Below are 19,310 nucleotides of genomic sequence, written 5' to 3'. Positions count from 1 at the left end.
GCTTCCTTCGAGACCGTTTCACCGGCCCCTCCGGGCTTTCCCTTCGTTGTCTCCAGCTTAGCAGATCCGATTTCCTTCTCTGCCACCCTCTGGAGCGGGTGTGCCGTCCGGCTTTCGCTTTTCGGCTTTTCCGACTCTATCAGACCGTTTCCGGCCTGATCCCCAGTCAGCGGGGCTTGTCCTCCCGGCCGTTGGGCCGTTCCGACGGGTTGAACGTTAGCGGATCAGAGGCGCCCGATGCCAATCGAGCAATTCCGCCGATCCTCATTCCGAAAGCGCGCACGAAAACGAAACGACTACTCGTCGTCCGTTCGGAAGCTTGCTTCGGGATGGCCGCCCGGGAACCGGGACAGACTTACTGTTCACCGGCGGGCAACCCGGAGAACACTACGGATCGCGGACGTGGGTGTCAAACCGGGTCAGTCGAGGTCCTGGAGTCTGCCGCCGGCGTCGGGCTGGTCTGCCTCGACGCGCCGCAGGAGGCGGGTCAGCAGGTCGCCGAGGACCGTGCGTTCGTCCGGCTCGAGGTCCTGGAGCAGGTCGCCCTCGAACGCCGCGGCCATGCGCATGGTCTCCAGCCACTTGCCGCGGCCCACGTCGGTGAGCTCCACGATGACGCGCACCCGGTTGGACTCGTCCCGTTCACGGGTGACCAGGCCCTCGGAGACCATCCGGTCGATGCGGTGGGTCATGGCGGCGGGTGTGAGGCCCAGCCGCTTGGCCAGGTCGCCGGGGCCGAGCCGGTAGGGCCGGCCCACCACGACGAGGGCCTTGAGGACCTCCCATTCGGCGGCAGTGATGCCGACCGCCGACAGGTGGCGGCTGTAGCCCACGTGGAGGCGCCGGTTCAGCCGGCCGAGTGCCGTGACGATCTTCTCGACCTGGGGGTCGACCTCGGGGAACTCGCGTTGGTAGATCGCGATCTGCTCGTCGAGGTCCAGCTCCTGCGGGGAGTTGGACTGGCCGTCGCCTGCGCTCGTCATGGCATGAGTGTGCCATGGAACTCATTGGCCCTAAAGACTTCCGTTGTGTACTGTTCAACTTCGAACTTTACTGTTGAAGTCTTAGCATTCGAGGACTTCTGACCTAAGGGGTGAGTGTGACCACCGCGATGGGCGCCGCGCTGCGCCGGATCCAGCTGGGGAACGCGCTGAGCGCGTTCGGCAACGGCTTCACCGTGCCGTTCCTGTTCGTCTACGTGTCGCAGGTGCGCGGCCTGGGAGCGGGGACCGCGGGGGTCGTGCTGTCGGCGTTCGCCGTGTCGGCCCTGGCCGTGCTGCCCTTCACCGGGCGGGCGATCGACCGGAACGGCCCCCTGCCCGTCCTGCTGGCCGGGGCGGTGGCGTCCGCGGTGGGCGCGCTGGGCTTCGGACTGGCGGCGACCGCGCCCCTGGTGATCGCCGCCTCCGCGGTGATGGGGGCCGGCATCGCGGTGATGCAGCCCGCGCTCGCCACGCTCATCGTCTGGTGCTCGACCCCCGCGACACGCTCCCGGGCGTTCGCGACGCAGTTCTTCCTGAACAACCTGGGGCTCGGCATCGGCGGCCTGCTCGGCGGCCTGCTGGCCGACACCGCGCGGCCGGGCTCGTTCACGCTGCTGTTCTCCGTCGAGGCCGCGATGTTCGTGGTGCTGGCCGCGGTGGCGGCCTCCGTACGCCTGCCGAGGACGGCCCGGATGGAGCCGGCGCCCTTGGAGCACGCGGCGGGCGGGTTGCGCGCGCTGCTCGGGCACCGGGCGATGGTCCAGCTCTGCGTGCTCGGCGGGGTGCTGTTCTTTGCCTGCTACGGGCAGTTCGAGTCGGGGCTCGCGGCGTACGCGGTCGAGGTGACCAAGGTGTCGACGTCGACGCTGGGCATCGCGCTGGCGGCGAACACCGCGGCCATCGTGGTCGCGCAGTTCCTCGTCCTGCGGCCGGTGGAGCGGCGGCGCCGCAGCCGGGTCATCGCGGCGGTCGGTGTGCTGTGGGCCGTGGCCTGGCTGGTCGCGGGGGTGTCCGGGCTCATGGGCGGCGCGCACGGGATCGCGACGGCGATGCTCGTCTCCACGTACGCGCTCTTCGGGCTCGGCGAGGCGATGCTCTCGCCGACGCTCGCGCCGCTGGTGGCGGACATGGCCCCGCAGGGCATGGTCGGCCGGTACAACTCCGCCTTCGCGCTGGTGAAGCAGCTCGCGATGGCCGTGGGGCCCGCGGTGGGCGGGCTGATGGCGGGCGCCGGGATGTACCCGCAGTACATCCTGATGCTGGTCGTCTGCTCGCTCGGCATCACCGCGCTGTCGTTGCGCCTGGGCCGCCGGCTGACGATCCACCAGGACGCTCCGCTGAGCGAGCCCGTGCTGGCGGCGTAGTCCGGCGGTCAGCCCTCAGCCCGGGAGCGCGAACTCGCACCACACGGCCTTGCCGCCGCCCGGGGTGCGCCGGGAGCCCCAGGCGGAGGTGATGGTCGCGATGATCGAGATGCCGCGGCCGGCCTCGTCGACGGGTTCGGCGCGGCGGCGCCGCGGCAGGTGGTCGTCGCCGTCGGTGACCTCGATGATCAGCCGGCGGTCGGTGCGGCGCAGCCTCAGCCGCATGGGCGGCACCCCGTGCTGCAGGGAGTTGGCGACCAGTTCGCTCGCGGCGAGGACGCCGAGGTCGACGAGTTCGACGGGGAAGCGCCACGAGGTCAGGACGCCCTGCGCGAACGCGCGGGCGCGCGGGGCCGCCTCGATGCCGCCGAGCAGTTCCAGCGAGGCGTTGCGGAAGAGCTCGGAGTCGGTGCCCTCGCGCTGCGGGTACTGCAGGACGAGCACGGCCACGTCGTCCGCGTGCTCGGAGGTGACGCCGAGCGCGCGCAGCAGGCGGTCGCAGATGACCTGCGGGCTGCCGGTGGCGCCGGCGAGGGTGTTCATCAGGGCGGAGACGCCCTCGTCGATGTCCTCGCCGCGGCGTTCGATGAGGCCGTCGGTGTACAGCACGGCGGTGGCACCGGGGCCGAGGGGCACGGTGCCCGAGGTGTGGACCCAGCCACCGGTGCCGAGCGGCGGACCGGTGGGCTCGTCGGCGCGGTGCACGGTGCCGTCGGCGTCGCGGACGACGATCGGCAGGTGGCCGGCCGACGCGTACGTCAGCCGGCTCTCGCTCGGGTCGTGGACGGCGTAGACGCAGGTGGCGATCTGGGTGGCGTCGATCTCGGCGGCGAGACCGTCGAGGAGCTGGATCACCTCGTGCGGCGGCAGGTCCAGGCGCGCGTAGGCGCGGACGGCGGTGCGCAGCTGGCCCATGACGGCGGCGGCGCGCACGCCGCGACCCATGACGTCGCCGATGACCAGCGCGGTGCGGCCGGCGCCGAGGGTGATGACGTCGTACCAGTCGCCGCCGACGGCGGCGTCGGTGCCGCCGGGCTGGTAGGTCGCGGCGACACGGAGGTCGTCGGGCTGTTCGAGCTCCTGCGGGAGCAGGCTGCGCTGGAGGGTGACCGCGGTGGCGTGCAGGCGGCGTTCGCTCTCGCGCAGCCGCTCGGCGGCCTGCACCTGGTCGGTGACGTCGGTGGCGAAGACCAGGACGCCCCCGGTGTCGCCGCCGTCCTTCACCGGAACGGGGCTGCACGTGATCGTGAAGTAGCCCTGCCGGGTGGCGGTGGCGACCTTGCGGGCCTTGACGGTGCGCGGCTTGCCGCTGCGGAAGACCTGGTCCATCAGGGGGAGCAGGCCGAGTTCCGCCAGTTCGGGCAGGGCGTCGCGGGCGGGTTCGCCGGGGGCGCGGGCACCAAAAACCTCCGCGTACGCCTCGTTGACGTAGCCGAGGCGGTGGGCGGAGCCGTGGGTGACCGCGATGAGTGCGGGAAGGCGGGCCAGCACCTCCCGTACCGGGAGCGCGTCGAGGGTGTGCGCCGGCGCGTCGGCGTGGTCGCCTGCCTGGCCGCGCGCCGCGGGGACCGCCCCGCCGGAGGACGGTTCGGTGCTCGCGGCCGCCGCCTGGGCATTGCGACGTTGTGTTCCGGGGAGCCGGGCGCTCCAACGCGTGAGGTTCAAACGTCCGATTCCTCGTATTTGTCACTCTTTGCAGGTGCTGACGCACGCTTGGTCACAGGGTCCAGTGTGGCCGACCCGCCGCTCCGGGGGAATCGGCGACCGCATCCGCACTGGTCGGTCAGGGCGCGTCGGGCTTGCGGCCGGCGCCCGCCGCGAGCTCGAACTCCGCACGCGGGTTCTCCAGGGAGCCGAGCGAGATGATCTCCCGTTTGAAGAGCCCGGACAGGATCCACTCGGCCAGGATGCGCGCCTTGCGGTTGACGGTGGGCATCCGGCTGAGGTGGTACGCGCGGTGCATGAACCAGGCAGGGTAGCCCGTGAGTTTGCGGCCGTAGACCTGTGCCACGCCCTTGTGGAGTCCGAGGGACGCGACCGAGCCCGCGTAGGCGTGACGGTAGTCGCTCAGGGGCTCGCCGCGCAGGCTCGCGACGATGTTGTCCGCCAGGACGCGGGCCTGGCGCACGGCGTGCTGGGCGTTGGGGGCGCACACCGCGCCGGGATCGCCGGAGGCGAGATCCGGCACGGCGGCGGCGTCGCCCGCGGCCCACACGTTGTCGGTGCCGTCGACGCGCAGCGTGGCGGCGCACCGGAGGCGGCCGCGGTCGCCCAGCGGCAGGCCGGTGCGGGACAGGACCGGGTGCGGCTTGACGCCGGCCGTCCACACGATGGTGCGCGCGGGCAGCCGCGAGCCGTCGTCCAGAACGACCACGCGCTTCTCGCAGGACTCCAGCCGGGTGTTCAGCCGGACGTCGATGTTGCGGCCGCGCAGCTCGCGGACGGCGTAGGTGCCCATCTCCTCGCCGACCTCGGGGAGGATCCGGCCGGTGGCCTCGACCAGGACCCATTTCAGGTCGTCTGCCTCGACGTTGTGGTAGTAGCGCACGGCGTGGCGGGCCATGTCCTCCAGCTCGGCCAGCGCCTCCACACCCGCGTAGCCGCCGCCGACGAAGACGAAGGTCAGCGCGGCGTCGCGGACCTCCACGTCCCGCGTGGAGGAGGCGATGTCCAGCTGCTCCAGGACGTGGTTGCGCAGGCCGATGGCCTCCTCGACGGTCTTGAAGCCGATGCCGTGCTCGGCGAGGCCCGGGATGGGCAGCGTCCGGGAGACCGAGCCGGGCGCCAGGACGAGGTGGTCGTACGGCAGCGGGAGCTCGCCGGAACCGTCCTCCTCGGTGGCGAGGGTGGACAGCGTGGCGATCCGCCGTACGGGGTCGATCCGCCGGGCCTCGCCGATGACCAGCGCGCAGCCGTCGAGGACGCGGCGCAGCGGGACCACGACGTGCCGCGGGGAGATGGAGCCGGCGGCCGCTTCCGGGAGGAAGGGCTGGTAGGTCATGTACGGCTGCGGTTCGACGACGACGATCTCCGCCTCGTCGCGCCTCAGCCTCCGTTGCAGGCGCAGGGCGGTGTACATGCCGACGTGTCCGCCGCCGACCACCAGGACGCGCGGGATCCGGGGCTCGCGGCCCGCGCCGGACGGCTCCTCGAGTGCTGCCATCGTTCCATGAGGCAATGAGCGCTCGGGGTTTGTCCACAGGGCGTACGGCAATGAATGGCTGAATCCTGTTGCCCGGCAGGTCACGGGCAGGTTCACGGGCGCTGTGACGTGCGTGTGCGTGGCTCGCGAGGCCCGGGTACTCCGATCGTGGGCAGGTTGCCCCTTCTTTCTTGACCTGCCCTCAACTATGTTCGTATCCCGTCGGGGTGTCCGAGTGGCGAGTCGCCGCAGCGGCCCGGCGATCTTGGGGTGGGGAGTCTCCGGGGGGAGACGCGATTTCCGGGGGATACACATATGCATATTCAGGACCCTCGTTGGGCTTCCGTGGCCTCGCCCGCGTCGGTGGTCACCGCGGTCGATCCCGCGGGTCACCACGCCGGAGGGGGCGGCAGCCGCACGTCCCCGCTGCGGGTCGACGCGCAGCGGAACCTGGAGCACGTGCTGCGGGCCGCGCGCGAGGTGTTCGGCGAACTCGGCTACGGCGCGCCCATGGAGGACGTGGCGCGCCGGGCCCGGGTGGGCGTCGGCACGGTCTACCGGCGGTTCCCGAGCAAGGACGTGCTGGTCCGGCGGATCGCCGAGGAGGAGACCGCGCGGCTGACCGAGCAGGCACGGGCCGCGCTCGGTCAGGAGGACGAGGCCTGGTCGGCGCTGTCCCGGTTCCTGCGCACGTCCGTCGCCTCGGGCGCGGGACGGCTGCTGCCGCCGCAGGTGCTGCAGGTGCAGCCGGCCGGGAGTCCCGAGGAGACGCGGGTGCCGCAGCAGCGCGGCGCGGCGGAGGACGCCGTGGCCGGCGCCGGGGTCGAGGCCCTGCTGGAGGTCGTCGGTCAGCTGGTGGAACGGGCGCGTACGGCCGGTGAGCTGCGGGCGGACGTGTCCGTGGCCGATGTGCTGCTGGTGATCGCCACGGCGGCGCCCTCGCTGCCCGACGCGGCCCACCAGGCGGCCGCCTCCGCCAGGCTGCTGGACATCCTGCTGGACGGACTGCGTTCCCGTCCGGGTGCGTGACGCTGCCCCGTCCGGGTGATGGTGTGCGGTCCGGGGAGTGAAAACTCCCCGGACGGGTGGTTCTGATGTTTGACCGGTCGCCGGATGCGACCTGTGTGCCACTCTTACGCCCGTGGATGAAGGAAACGGGGAGCCGGAGCCCGCCCCGGAGGCGGGATCGGAGTCCGGCGAGGAGCAGTCCCCCGGCCGTGTGCCGGGCCAGCGCGAGCCGCTGGCCGGCCGTCGTGAGACCCCCGTCCCGGGCAGCCGCACGCCGGACGACCGCGTGCCGGACGACCCGCCGACGGTGGAGATGCCCACCCCGCGGACGCGGGAACCGGCTCCGGCGGACGCCGCGTCGCAGTCGCCCGTGTCCGACGCCGATCTCGTCGCGCGGGTGCGCGGCGGGGACGACAGCGCGTACGAGGAGCTGTACCGCCGCCACGCCGCCGCCGTACGCCGCTACGCGCGCGGCTGCTGCCGCGACACGCACACCGCCGAGGACCTGACCGGCGAGGTCTTCGCCCGCACCCTCCAGGCGATCCGCGGCGGCAGCGGCCCGGACGCGGCCGTGCGCGCCTATCTGCTGACCACCGTGCGCCGTGTCGCCGCGTCCTGGACGGGCAGCGCCAAGCGCGAGCAACTGGTCGACGACTTCGCGGTGTTCGCGGTGTCGGCGGCCGGGTCCGGCACCACGGGCGACACCACGGACCTCGGCGCGGACGTACGCGCCATGCAGGTCGCCGAACGGTCGCTGGCCATGCAGGCGTTCCGCACACTGCCCGAACGCTGGCAGGCGGTGCTCTGGCACACGGCGGTCGAGGAGGAGTCGCCCAGCCAGGTCGCACCCCTGCTCGGACTCACCGCGAACGCGACGGCGGTGCTCGCCCACCGGGCCCGCGAAGGGCTGCGCCAGGCCTATCTCCAGGCCCACGTCTCCGCCTCGCTCACCGCCGAGGGCTCCTGCGCCCAGTACGCCGACCGGCTGGGCGCCCATGCCCGCGGCGGCCTGCGGATGCGGGCCGACCGGGAACTGCGCAAGCATCTGGAGGAGTGCGCCAAGTGCCGCCTCGCGGCAGCCGAGTTGGCGGACGTGAACGCGGCGCTCAAGGGCCTGCTGCCCGTGGCGGTCATCGGGTGGTTCGCCGCCTCGTACGCCGTCAAGGCGGCCGGTGCCGCCGCTGTGGGAGCCGCGGTGGGCGCGGGAGCGGGCGCGGCGGCCGCGGGTGCCGCCGGCGGGGCCTCGGCAGGCGGCGCGGGCGCGGGCGCCGGTGGTGCCGCGGCGGCCGAGGGAGCCAGTCTGCCGCTGAAGATCGCTGTCGCCACGGGTGTGGTCGTCGCCGCGGCCGGGGTGGCCGTCGCGATCGCCCTGTCCGGCACCGACACGCAGCCGAAACCGCAGGCGCACCGGAAACCGGCGGCAGCGCCGGTGGTACCGCTGCCCACGCCGAGCGCCACCCCCTCCAAGGCCTCGCCGCCGCCCCCGGCCTCTCGGCCGCCGCGCGCGCAGGCCCCGCTCCCCACCCCGAAGCCGGCCGTCCGGCCGAGCGTCACCCCCGAGGTGACGCCCACCCCCACGCCCACACCGACGCCGACCGTGAAGCCCACGCCGACGCCTGAACCGACACCCCCGCCGGCGCCTTCGCCCACACCGACCGCCGCGCCGAGCACCAGCAAGCCGCCCCCGCCGCCCGAGCCCCGGCTCTTCCCGCTCAACCGGCTGGGCTTCGCCGCCCCGGGCGCGTCCGACCGGCCCGTGATCCGCCTCGGCGACTGGATGTGGCAGCGCTGGCACCTCGGCATCGACGGCACCCCGTACGCGGGCGGCGTCACCGTCGCCGCCCCGTCCTCGGTCACGATCCTGCTCAACCGCCCCTGCACCGCCTACGACGCGGTCGCCGGCATCGACGACCTCGCCCTGGGCCTCGGCGCCGCGCGTTTCTCCGTCTACGGCGACGGCACGCGGCTGTGGCGCTCCCAGGTGATCCACGGCGGTGAGCCGGGCGTGCCCGTCCATGTGCCGATCGCGGGCTACAAGACGATCCGCCTGGTCGTCGAACCGTCCCGCCGGCTGCACCTGGCGAACGTCGCCGACTGGGCGGACGCGCGGCTCAGCTGCGGCTAGGAGGCCGGCACCTCGCAGGTGCCGTCGGCACACGCGGCGGCGTCGCCCGCGACGGGGGCGGTGCCCGTCTCCTGCGCCACCTGCTCCAGGACGCGCAGGAACGTGGAGGTCTCCTGACCGCCCTGGACGGCCCACTTGCCCTCGAAGACGAAGGTGGGCACGGCGTTCACACCGATCGTGCGGGCCTCGTCGATCTCGGCGAGCACCTCCTCGCGGCCCTCGTCGCCCGCGAGGAACGCGGCCGCACGATCGCGGTCGAGCCCGGAATCCGCGGCCAGCGACGCCAGCGTCTCGCGGTCGCCGACGTCGGCGCCCTCGGCGAAGTGCGCGACGAGCAGCCGGTCCTTGAGCGCGGCCTGCACCGCCGGGCCGTAGACGGTGAGGGCGTGCCACAGCAGCCGGTGGCCGAGAAGCGTGTTGTTCTCGATGGCGCGGTCGAAGTCGAACGCCAGGCCCTCGGCGCGGCCGAGCTCCTCCAGCCGGGCGTCCATCGCGGTCGCCTGCGGACCGAAGCGCGCGCTCAGGTACTCGCGGTGCGGCTCGGGGGTCTCGGACTTCTCCGGCGACAGCTGGAACGGCCGGTAGACCACCTCGACCTGAGCGGCCTGCGGGAACGCGGCCAGCGCACGCTCGAAACGGCGCTTGCCCACGTAGCACCAGGGGCAGGCGATGTCGCTGTAGATCTCGACCTTCATGCGCACTCCATCGTCGGTTGAAAGCTCAAAGATGCAACGCGCCGGCCACCCCCGGCAATCCCGTCCGCTAGGCGGCGATCGCCTCGTTCATCACGTCGTACGCCCCCATGCCGCCCAGCTCGTGCCCCCGGGCGCGGGTCGTCTCGTAGACGGTGCCGCCCAGCGCCGCGCGGGCCGCCGCCTCGGCGGCCCGGACACCCTCCGCCTCCGGGACCGGACGCGGCAGCCCGTTCCGCAGTCCGTCCGCCGCGCCGTGCAGCAGGGCGGCACGGGCCGGGTCGCCGAGGGCGACGAGCACCTCGGCGCCGTACTCGACCACCGCCGCCAGCCGGATCTCCGCGCAGTACCCGCCGACCCCCGCACGGACCGCCGTCGCCAGCCCGGCCAGAGCACCGGCGGGATCGCCCTCGGCGGCCAGGACCCGGGCGGCCAGGCTCTCGCAGAGCAGCTCGAAGTCCGGTGGCGGCGTGCCCATGCTGCCCTCGCCCCGGGCCATCTCGCTCAGCTCCCGGGCCCGCACGACCTCGTCGCGCCGCAGCGCGATCTGCGCCAGCAGCACCCTGATGTACGCGCGGGCGTCCCACACCCCGTACCGCTCGGCGTCCTCGGCGGCCTGGAGCAGTAGCTTCTCGGCCCGCTCGTCGTCCCCTGAGCGGTACGCCAGCTCGCCCATCCGGGACCGGACGAAGATGCCCTCCACATGGGCGCCCAGTTCCGAGCCGTACCGCAGCGCCTCCTCCAGGTCCGCCTGTGCGGCCGGGTAGTCGCCGTAGGCCAGGGCCATCTCGGCGCCGGCCTCGCACACCTGGGCACGCATCCAGCGGTCGCCGAGCCGCTCGCTGAGCTCCAGCAGTTCCGGCCAGTCCTCGTCGGCGTGGGCGAGGCCGCCCGGCAGGTCGATGGTGATGTGCGTACGGAACATCAGCGCGGCCGCCAGCTCCCAGTCGCCGCCGAACCGGCGGCAGCAGGCGACCATCGCGTCCGCGTGCTCCTTGATCCTGTCGTGCCGGCCCATGATGTAGTCGGCGAACGGCCACAGCATGCCGGGGAACCGCGCCGACTGCGGGCTCGGCTCCTCGTAGGCGGCAACGACGCGACGCGCCAGCTCCAGCATCGCCGGGCCCTGGATCACCTCGCGCGCCACCGTGTCACTGACGACGAACAGGTGCAGCAGCCGCAGATTCATCCGCGGCCAGAAGCCGGGGGCGTCGCGGTCCTCGGGGAGATCGGTGGCCTCCATCAGGCGCTCGATCCACGCCACCGCCTCGTCGCGGTAGTTGCGCAGCCACCAGAACCAGCCCATGTTCAGCGCGAGCGCGATCGCGTCGTCGTGGTCGCCCGCGGCGATCGTGCGGTCCAGTGCGGCACGGACGTTGTCGAGGTCCGCCTCCACCCGCGCCGCCCACACCAACTGCTCGGGACCGCGCATGCCGCGGTCCGCGGCACCGGTGAACTCCAGCCAGTACGCGGTGTGCCGCGCCGCGGCCGCAGCCCGGTCGCCGGGGTCCGCGGCGGCGCGCTCATCGGCGTACTCGTGGATCGTCTCCAGGAGCCGGTAGCGCACCTCGTCCACGCCGTGCTCCACCACGATCAGCGACTTGTCGGCCAGCTGCCCGATCAGCTCCAGCGCGTCCTCGCCGCACACCGCCTCGGCCGCCGGCAGGGTGCAGCCGCCCGCGAAGACACTGAGACGGCGCAGCGCGGTCCGTTCGGGGCCGCTCAGCAGGTCCCAGCTCCAGTCGACGACGGCCCGCAGCGTCTGCTGGCGCGGCAGCGCGGTACGGCTGCCACCGGTCAGCAGCCGGAAGCGGTCGTCGAGCCGGTCGGCGATCTGACGCGGCGACAGCACCCGCAGCCGCGCCGCCGCCAGCTCGATCGCCAGCGGCAGGCCGTCCAGGCGGCGGCAGATCTCGTCCACGGCCTCCATGTGGTCCCGGGAGGCGTCGAACCCCGGACGCACCGCGGCCGCGCGCTCCACGAACAACCGGCGCGCGACCGGCAGCGGCAGCGGCTCCAGCGGGCGCACCGCCTCGCCCGGCAGCCCCAGCGGTTCCCGGCTGGTCGCCAGCACCGTCACCCCCGGGCACGCGGCCAGCAGCCGGTCGGTGAGCGCGGCGGCGGCCTCCACGACGTGCTCGCAGTTGTCCAGGATCAGCAGGAGGCGGCGCTGCGCGCAGAACTCCAGCAGCCGCGCCGTCGGATCCGCGTCGGGCACACCGCGCACCTCGCGGGCCGCCGCCAGCACCGCCGTGTCACGGCGCCCGACCGCGCTCAGCACCGCGTCCGGCACGGCCTCCGGATGCTCCAGCGGCGCGAGCTCCGCCAGCCACACGCCGTCCGGATAGGCCCCGGACGCCTCCACCGCCTGCGCGGCCTCCTGCGACAGCCGGGTCTTGCCGGCACCGCCCGGGCCCGTCAGCGTCACCAGGCGCCGCCGGCCCTCCACCAGACTCCTGCGGAGCGCGACGAGTTCCGTCTCCCGGCCCACGAAACTGGTCAGCCGGGCCCGCAGGTTCCCCGCGCGGGGCGCGGGCGGCGCCGGTGCCGGTACGGGCTCGGCCCCCTCCGAGGACAGCAACTCGGCATGCAGCGCGCGCAGTTCGGGGCCCGGGTCGGTGCCGAGACGGTCGGCGAGCGTGCGCCGGGACTCCTCGTACGCCCCCAGCGCGTCCGCCGAACGGCCCGTCGCGCGCAGCGCACGGATCCACTGCGCCCGGAACGGCTCGTGCAGCGGATGCTCCGCCACCAGCCCCCGCACCTGCGGCAGCACCTCCGCCGCGCGGCCCAGCGCCAGCAACGCCTCGACGCGGTGGTACGTCGCGGTCAGCCGCAACGCCCCCAGCCGAGCCGCGGCCGCACCCCGGTCCGGCAGATCCGCCAGCGCCGGCCCCCGCCACAGCGCGAGCGCCCGGCCCAGGACATCCGCGGCCCCCTCGGCATCGCCCGCGTCCAGCGCGGCGGCACCCTCACGGGCCAGCCGCTCGAACACATTCAGGTCCACGTCGTCCGGCGACGCCACCACCAAGCGGTACCCGCCCGGGCCCGACGCGACGGCCTCCTTGCCGTCCGCACCGTCCGCGAGGGCGCGGCGCAGACGCGACACCAGCGCCTGCAGGGCGCCCGCGGCATCCTGCGGCGGGTCGTCGCCCTCCCCGCCCCACACCTCCGCGATCAGCGCCTCCGGCGACACCGGGTGCGGGGCACGCAGCGCCAGTGCGGCCAGGAGGGCGCGCAAGCGCTTCCCGCTGCCCAGGGGGACGGGCGCGCCGGTGGGGGTGCGCGCCTCAGTGGCGCCGAGTATCAGGTACCGCACGTGGCCATTCTCCCGATCCCCCGAGCCTTTGGCTCCGCCGTTTCCCGGGTGTCCTCCCCACCCGCCCGCCCGTGTGCCCTGTGAAGTCACGCGCCCCGACGCAAGTCATTGGGGGGCCGGGTGCGGGCCCTCCGGGGCTGCCATTCTGGACAGCACATTTAGGTGCCTCAGGGACCCGACTTGATCACTCCGGGTTGTGCACCCAAATATGCATTCCACAGTCCAGAACACCACCCTCCCCCAGCTACCGCTGGGAGGTGCCCCCAACTCCCCCGCCCCCTCCGTGAGCTCTCGCGCCTGATCCCCGGTGGGTGGGTATGGACGGAACCGTGCTCGGGCACCCGTAAGCGCAGCGCCGTCCAAGTGCGCAGCCGTCACCGCCCACAGACACCCCACCGGCCGTAAGTCGCCCCAACGACCCCGGGAGGGGGTGCGCCGGGGTCCGCCCGCAGGGGACGAGCGGAGACCGCATGGTCGATGCCGAACGATGTAGGGGCAAACCGCGAGCCCCGAGGACGGACTCCGGAGCGGCGCCGACCCCCACAACGCACGCAGCGCAGGCGGTCACTTACCGCGCCGGGCACACGGGCGGGAGGGCGGGGAAAAAACCCGGCCCGGACGCGAAGCGTCAGGGACGGCGGCGCGGATCGGGATCGTCGTCCTCCCGAGGCCCCAGCAACTCATCCGCCAACGTCGGCAAATCGTCCAGCGGCGTCTCCTCCGCCCACGAAGGCCTCGGCCGCCTCGGCTTCACCTCCGCCTTCGCCTCCGCCCCCGCCTCGGGCACCGCAGGCAGCTCGCGCGTCCGCTCGTTCCCGTCCTCCTCCGGACGGAAGAAGTCGGAGGGCACGCGCTCGTCCGGCCGGACGGGCGGGATGACCGCCGTCTCGTCGTCCGCGCGGACGGGCCGCAGCACGGCGGTCTCCGCGACGTCCGGGTCGGCAGGAACGGGCCGCAGCACCGCGGTGTCCGCGACGTCCGGCGCAGCCGGTACCGCCGGCAGAACGGCCGTCTCGTCATCGGCCGCCCGCGCGGCAGGCGCAACAGGCCCGGCAGGCGCAGCAGGCGCATCCGGTACCGCCGGCGCAGCCGGCCGCGGCGTCGGGGTCTCGACCGTCACCGTCGTGTCCTCGGCGGCGAGCCGCGCCTCCTCCGCCCGCAGCAGCGCCTCCTCGGCCTTGCGCTGGCGCTCGATGCGGCGTTCCTCCGCCTCGGCACGCAGGCGTGCCTCCTCGTCGGCCTGGCGGCGCAGGCGTTCCTGTTCCTCGCGGCGGATGCGCTCCTCGGCCTCGCGGCGGACCCGCTCCTCCTCGGCGAGGCGGCGTGCCTCCTCCGCACGGCGGCGCGCCTCTTCCGCGGCGGCCTCCTCGGCGGCGCGGCGGGCGGCCTCCTCGTCGAGGCGGCGGCGCTCCTCCTCTTCCTGGCGGAGCTTCTCCAGCTGGGCCTGGCGTTCGCGTTCGAGCCGCTCTTCCTCGGCCTTGCGGGCGGCCTCCTCCTCGGCGAGGCGGCGGGCTTCCTCCTCGGCGGCGCGGCGGGCCTGCTCGCGGGCCTCGATCTCCTTCTCCGACAGGGGGAGGATCTCGTCGAGCCGGTGGCGGATCACCGTGGTGACGGCCTCGGGCTCCTGTGCGGCGTCGATCACGAGGTAGCGGGCCGGGTCGGCGGCGGCGAGGGTGAGGAATCCGGCGCGGACCCGCGCGTGGAACTCGGCGGGTTCTGACTCCAGCCGGTCGGGGGCCTCGGTGAAGCGCTCGCGGGCGGTCTCCGGGGAGACGTCGAGCAGCACGGTGAGGTGCGGGACGAGGCCGTCGGTGGCCCAGCGGGAGATACGGGCGATCTCGGTCGGGGCCAGGTCGCGTCCGGCGCCCTGGTAGGCGACGGAGGAGTCGATGTAGCGGTCGGAGAGGACGACGGCGCCGCGCTCCAGGGCGGGGCGTACGACGGTGTCGACGTGCTCGGCCCGGTCGGCGGCGTAGAGCAGGGCCTCGGCGCGGTGCGAGAGGCCCGCGCTGGAGACGTCCAGCAGGATGGACCGCAGGCGCTTGCCGACGGCCGTGGCGCCCGGCTCGCGGGTGACGACGACCTCGTGGCCCTTGGCGCGGATCCAGTCGGCGAGCGCCTCGACCTGGGTGGACTTGCCGGCTCCGTCGCCGCCCTCGACGGCGATGAAGAAGCCGGTGGGCGCGGGCGCCTGGGCCGGGTCGCCGCCGCGCAGTGCCTCGCGGAGGTCGCGGCGCAGGGGCACGCCCTGGCGGTCGTCGGCCTTGCCGAGGACAAGGGCCGCGACGGGCAGCAGCAGCGCGCCGACGAGCATCAGCGTGTACGCGGCGCCGCCGTGGTCGAAGGTGAAGTGGCCGTTCTCGACGCGGTGCGGGCCGATGCCGGCGGCGAGCAGGGGCGCGGCGACGACACCGAGGGCCATGAGGAGCCGGGTGACGGCGTGGAGGTGGTCGGTGGCCCGGCCCCGCCGGGACTCCTCGCTCTCCTGGTCGATGAGGGTGTGGCCGGTGTTGGCGACGACGCCGGCCGCGACGCCGGCGAGCAGGGCCAGCAGCAGCACGGTCGTGGCGTCCGGGACGATGCCGGCGAGCAGCAGCGCGAGGCCGGTGACGGCGACGGAGATCGCCAGCAGGCGGCGCCGGGACAGGCCCGGCAGGATGCGCGGGGCGAGGCGGATGCCGATCACCGGGCCCGCGGTGAGCGCGAGCACCAGCAGGCCGTAGCCGACCGGGCCGCCGCCGAGGTCGGAGGCGTGCAGGACGGCGAGGCCGACGGAGGCCGCGACGGCACCGGCGACGGTGGCGGTGCCGAGGACGAGCACCGGGATGGATCCGGTGCGTCCGCGGTCCGCCAGTCGCAGCCCCTGCAGCGGGGAGTGGAGCGGGGCGGCCTGGCCGCCGGGCAGCTGGAGGAAGTACAGGACGGCGACGGATGCAGCGAACAGTCCGGCGGCGACGTACGAGCCGAGAGCGACCTGGTGGAGGGAGAACCAGTCGACGCCGACCGCGATCAGGTTGCCGATCAGGGTGATGACGACGACGGCCGCGGCGGCCAGCGGGAAGGCGACGAACCCGGTCCGCAGGTCGAGCCGGCGCAGCGCGTCGAGGTGGTCGGGCAGCGGCCGTACCGTTCCTGCGCCCGGCGCCGGGGCGGGCAGCAGCGCGGGCGCGGCGCCGTCCTTGGCGATCGTCCACAGGCGTTCGGCGACACCGGTGACGAACACAGTGACGAGCAGCCAGACGCCGGCGTCGTCGGGCACCCAGGTGATCCACAGCGGGGCCACGATGAGGAGGGCGACCCGCAGGACGTCCGATCCGATCATGGTCCAGCGCCGGTCGAGCGGCCCCTGCGGCCCGGTGAGGGCACCCAGCGGGCCCAGCAGGGCCGCGCCGAACAGCAGCGTGGCGAGCAGCCGGGCGCCGAAGACCGCGGCGACGGCGAAGGCCGCACCGCGGTAGCCGTCGCCGAAGGTCTGGGCGGTGACGGCGGCCTGCACCGTCAGCACCACCAGCACCAGCAGGGCGAGGCGGTCGGCGACGGCACCGGTCAGCTGGGCACCCCACAGCCTGCGCAGCGGCGGGATCTTCAGCAGCGCCCCGACCGCGCGTTCCCGCGAGTCGGCGGCGAGGTCGTCGGCGAACGTGTCCGTCGGCAGCTCGGATCGCGTCATCTGGCCAGCCTATCGGCAGCGGCCGCACGCGTGACGGGCGCCCGTCACGACCGTTGAAAGGCCGTGACAACCGGCGGCGGGCCGGATTCCGCCGCCGCCGGTTCTCCGGGGGCTATTCCGCGGTCTTCTTCGCCGCGGCCGTCGTCTTCTTGGCGGCGGTCTTCTTGGCCACCGTCTTCTTGGCCGCGGTCTTCTTGGCGGCCGTCGCGGCCGTCGTCTTCTTCGCCGCCGTCGTCTTGGCCGCGGTGGTCTTCTTCGCGGGCGCCTTCTTCGCCGTCTTCTTGGCGGGGCCCTTGGCCCGCTTCTCGGCGAGCAGCTCGTAGCCGCGCTCGGGCGTGATCGTCTCGACGTCGTCGTCACGGCGCAGCGTGGCGTTGGTCTCGCCGTCGGTGACGTACGGGCCGAAGCGGCCGTCCTTGACGACGACGGGGCGCTCGCTGACCGGGTCGGTGCCCAGTTCCTTCAGCGGCGGCTTGGCGGCGGCGCGGCCGCGCGCCTTGGGCTGGGCGTAGATCGCGAGGGCCTGGTCGAGGGTGATCGTGAAGAGCTGGTCCTCGGTCTCCAGGGAGCGCGAGTCGGTGCCCTTCTTCAGATACGGGCCGTAGCGGCCGTTCTGCGCGGTGATCTCCACGCCCTCGGGGTCGGCGCCCACGACGCGCGGCAGCGACATCAGCTTCAGCGCGTCCTGGAGCGTCACCGTGTCGAGGGACATCGACTTGAAGAGGGAGGCGGTGCGCGGCTTGACCGCGTTCTTGCCGGTCTTCGGGGTGCCCTCGGGAAGGATCTCGGTGACGTACGGGCCGTAGCGGCCGTCCTTGGCGACGATCTGGCGGCCGGTCTCCGGGTCGGCGCCCAGCTCGAAGTCGCCGCTGGGCTTGGCCAGCAGTTCCTCGGCGAGCTCGACGGTCAGCTCGTCCGGCGGCATGTCGTCGGGGACGTCGGCGCGCTGCCCGGTCTCGCCCTCGACCTCGCCGGCCTTCTCCACGTACGGGCCGTAGCGGCCGACGCGCAGCACGATGCCGTTGCCGACGGGGAAGGAGGAGACCTCGCGGGCGTCGATGGCGCCGAGGTCCTCGACGAGTTCCTTCAGGCCGCCGAGGTGGTCGCCGTCCCCGTTGCCGGCGTCGGCGGCGCCGCCGACGGCAGCGCCGAAATCGGGAGCAGCGCCCTCGCCGAAGTAGAAGCGGCGCAGCCACGGCACGGCCTGCGCCTCGCCACGGGCGATGCGGTCGAGGTCGTCCTCCATGCGGGCGGTGAAGTCGTAGTCGACCAGCCGGCCGAAGTGCTTCTCCAGCAGGCCGACGACGGCGAAGGAGAGGAAGGACGGCACCAGGGCGGTGCCCTTCTTGAACACATAGCCGCGGTCGAGGATGGTGCCGATGATCGAGGCGTAGGTCGACGGACGGCCGATCTCGCGCTCTTCCAGCTCCTTGACCAGCGAGGCCTCGGTGTAGCGGGCCGGAGGCTTGGTCGCGTGGCCGTCGGCGGTGATGTTCCGCGCGGTGAGGGCGTCGCCCTGGGTGACGGCGGGCAGCCGGCGCTCGCTGCTGTCGAGCTCGGCGTTCGGGTCGTCGGCACCCTCGACGTAGGCCTTCATGAAGCCGTGGAAGGTGATGATCTTGCCGGACGCGGAGAACTCGGCGTCGCGGCCGTCGGAGGAACGGCCTCCGACCTTGACGGTCACGGACTGGCCGACCGCGTCCTTCATCTGGGAGGCGACGGTGCGCATCCAGATGAGCTCGTACAGGCGGTACTGGTCACCGGTCAGGCCGGTCTCGGCCGGGGTGCGGAAACGATCACCCGAGGGGCGGATCGCCTCGTGCGCCTCCTGGGCGTTCTTGACCTTGCCCGCGTAGACGCGCGGCTTGTCCGGCAGGTAGTCCGCGCCGTACAGCTGGGTGACCTGGGCGCGGGCGGCGCTGATCGCGGTCTCCGACAGCGTGGTGGAGTCCGTACGCATGTAGGTGATGAAGCCGTTCTCGTACAGCTTCTGGGCGACCTGCATGGTGGCCTTGGCGCCGAAGCCGAGCTTGCGGCTGGCCTCTTGCTGCAGGGTCGTGGTGCGGAAGGGCGCGTACGGCGAGCGGCGGTACGGCTTGGACTCGACCGAGCGGACCGAGAAGGCGGCGCCCTCCAGGGCGGCGGCGAGCGCGCGGGCGGCGGCCTCGTCCATGTGGAGGACGCCGGCGCCCTCGCGGAGCTGCCCGGTCGACCCGAAGTCGCGGCCCTGGGCGACGCGCTTGCCGTCGACGGCGCTGAGCTTGGCACCGAAGGTGCCGGGATCGGTGGCGTCACCGGTCCGGCCGGTGGCGAAGGTGGCCGACAGGTCCCAGTACTCGGCGGAGCGGAAGGCGATGCGCTCGCGCTCGCGCTGGACGACGAGCCGGGTGGCCACGGACTGCACACGGCCGGCCGACAGACGCGGCATGACCTTCTTCCACAGGACCGGCGAGACCTCGTAGCCGTAGAGGCGGTCGAGGATGCGGCGGGTCTCCTGGGCGTCGACAAGGGTCTGGTTCAGCTCGCGCGGGTTGCGGACGGCTTCCTGGATGGCGTCCTTGGTGATCTCGTGGAAGACCATCCGGCGGACCGGGACCTTGGGCTTGAGGACTTCCTGCAAGTGCCACGCGATGGCCTCGCCCTCGCGGTCCTCATCGGTGGCGAGCAGGAGTTCGTCGGACTCCTTCAGCAGGTCCTTGAGCTTCCTGACCTGGGCCTTCTTGTCGGCGTTGACAACGTAGATCGGCTGGAACTCGCTGTCGACGTTCACGCCGAGCCGCGCCCACGGCTGGCCCTTGTACTCCGCCGGCACTTCGGCGGCCCCGTTCGGGAGGTCGCGGATGTGCCCGACGCTGGCCTCGACGACATAGCCAGGGCCGAGGTAGCCCTTGATCGTCTTCGCCTTGGCCGGCGACTCGACGATGACGAGTCGGCGGCCGCCGCCCTCTGCGGTGTCGCGGGTCGGGGACAACTTCGCTCTTCTCTCCGGGTCGAAGGTGGTCTCGCTGCG

Annotated in this window: 10 protein-coding genes; 3 read left to right on the top strand and 7 right to left on the bottom strand. The window is 73.5% G+C overall.

The genetic code is table 11. The annotated features are described in order from the left end of the window. Window positions 1-419: 419 nt before the first annotated feature. On the bottom strand, window positions 420-983 hold the full coding sequence (locus ABZ883_RS34325; protein ID WP_360913263.1) for a MarR family transcriptional regulator: 564 nt from the start codon (window positions 981-983) through the stop codon (window positions 420-422). A gap of 116 nt (window positions 984-1,099) precedes the next feature. Between ABZ883_RS34325 and ABZ883_RS34320 the strand changes: the two genes are divergently transcribed. Beyond that, window positions 1,100-2,347: an MFS transporter gene (locus ABZ883_RS34320; protein WP_360913261.1), complete on the top strand. Its 1,248-nt coding sequence runs from the start codon at window positions 1,100-1,102 to the stop codon at window positions 2,345-2,347. Window positions 2,348-2,362: 15 nt separating this feature from the next. Here the strand turns inward: ABZ883_RS34320 and ABZ883_RS34315 are convergent, their stop codons facing one another. Both ABZ883_RS34315 and ABZ883_RS34310 read right to left on the bottom strand, forming a co-directional pair. After that, on the bottom strand, window positions 2,363-4,012 hold the full coding sequence (locus ABZ883_RS34315) for a SpoIIE family protein phosphatase (protein WP_360913259.1): 1,650 nt from the start codon (window positions 4,010-4,012) through the stop codon (window positions 2,363-2,365). Between the two features lie 118 nt (window positions 4,013-4,130). Beyond that, on the bottom strand, window positions 4,131-5,510 hold the full coding sequence (locus ABZ883_RS34310; RefSeq protein ID WP_360913257.1) for an NAD(P)/FAD-dependent oxidoreductase: 1,380 nt from the start codon (window positions 5,508-5,510) through the stop codon (window positions 4,131-4,133). 294 nt (window positions 5,511-5,804) lie between these two features. Between ABZ883_RS34310 and ABZ883_RS34305 the strand changes: the two genes are divergently transcribed. Both ABZ883_RS34305 and ABZ883_RS34300 read left to right on the top strand, forming a co-directional pair. Further along, a complete protein-coding gene (locus ABZ883_RS34305; protein WP_360913255.1) occupies window positions 5,805-6,518 on the top strand; it encodes a helix-turn-helix domain-containing protein in 714 nt (237 codons plus the stop codon). Between the two features lie 292 nt (window positions 6,519-6,810). After that, on the top strand, window positions 6,811-8,622 hold the full coding sequence (locus ABZ883_RS34300) for a sigma-70 family RNA polymerase sigma factor (protein ID WP_360913271.1): 1,812 nt from the start codon (window positions 6,811-6,813) through the stop codon (window positions 8,620-8,622). Here the strand turns inward: ABZ883_RS34300 and ABZ883_RS34295 are convergent. From ABZ883_RS34295 to topA, 4 genes are all read right to left on the bottom strand, one after another. After that, window positions 8,619-9,317 carry a DsbA family oxidoreductase gene (locus ABZ883_RS34295; protein ID WP_360913253.1) on the bottom strand — a complete coding sequence of 233 codons (699 nt, stop codon included), beginning with the start codon at window positions 9,315-9,317 and terminating at the stop codon, window positions 8,619-8,621. The two genes, ABZ883_RS34300 and ABZ883_RS34295, sit on opposite strands and share 4 nt — an antisense overlap. A 67-nt stretch (window positions 9,318-9,384) precedes the next feature. Further along, window positions 9,385-12,630, bottom strand: coding sequence for a BTAD domain-containing putative transcriptional regulator (locus tag ABZ883_RS34290; RefSeq protein WP_360913251.1), 3,246 nt, complete (start codon window positions 12,628-12,630; stop codon window positions 9,385-9,387). 628 nt (window positions 12,631-13,258) lie between these two features. Then, window positions 13,259-16,300, bottom strand: a complete 3,042-nt coding sequence (gene tmk / locus ABZ883_RS34285; RefSeq protein ID WP_360913249.1) for a dTMP kinase — start codon at window positions 16,298-16,300, stop codon at window positions 13,259-13,261. A 112-nt stretch (window positions 16,301-16,412) separates the two neighbouring features. Further along, window positions 16,413-19,271 carry a type I DNA topoisomerase gene (gene topA / locus ABZ883_RS34280; protein WP_360913247.1) on the bottom strand — a complete coding sequence of 953 codons (2,859 nt, stop codon included), beginning with the start codon at window positions 19,269-19,271 and terminating at the stop codon, window positions 16,413-16,415. Between the last annotated feature and the right edge of the window lie 39 nt (window positions 19,272-19,310).

Source organism: Streptomyces sp. NPDC046977 (assembly GCF_040644455.1).
Lineage (GTDB): Bacteria > Actinomycetota > Actinomycetes > Streptomycetales > Streptomycetaceae > Actinacidiphila.
The sequence above is the reverse complement of the archived record's forward strand: the minus strand, read 5'-3'. Positions and strand labels throughout refer to the sequence as shown.

What these genes read in the sequence shown, in the direction of transcription:
- ABZ883_RS34325 (WP_360913263.1), bottom strand. Translation starts at nt 983, where the DNA reads ATGACGAGCGCAGGCGACGGCCAGTCCAACTCCCCGCAGGAGCTGGAC.
- ABZ883_RS34310 (WP_360913257.1), bottom strand. Translation starts at nt 5,510, where the DNA reads ATGGCAGCACTCGAGGAGCCGTCCGGCGCGGGCCGCGAGCCCCGGATC.
- tmk (WP_360913249.1), bottom strand. Translation starts at nt 16,300, where the DNA reads ATGACGCGATCCGAGCTGCCGACGGACACGTTCGCCGACGACCTCGCC.
- ABZ883_RS34300 (WP_360913271.1), top strand. Translation starts at nt 6,811, where the DNA reads ATGCCCACCCCGCGGACGCGGGAACCGGCTCCGGCGGACGCCGCGTCG.
- ABZ883_RS34305 (WP_360913255.1), top strand. Translation starts at nt 5,805, where the DNA reads ATGCATATTCAGGACCCTCGTTGGGCTTCCGTGGCCTCGCCCGCGTCG.
- ABZ883_RS34295 (WP_360913253.1), bottom strand. Translation starts at nt 9,317, where the DNA reads ATGAAGGTCGAGATCTACAGCGACATCGCCTGCCCCTGGTGCTACGTG.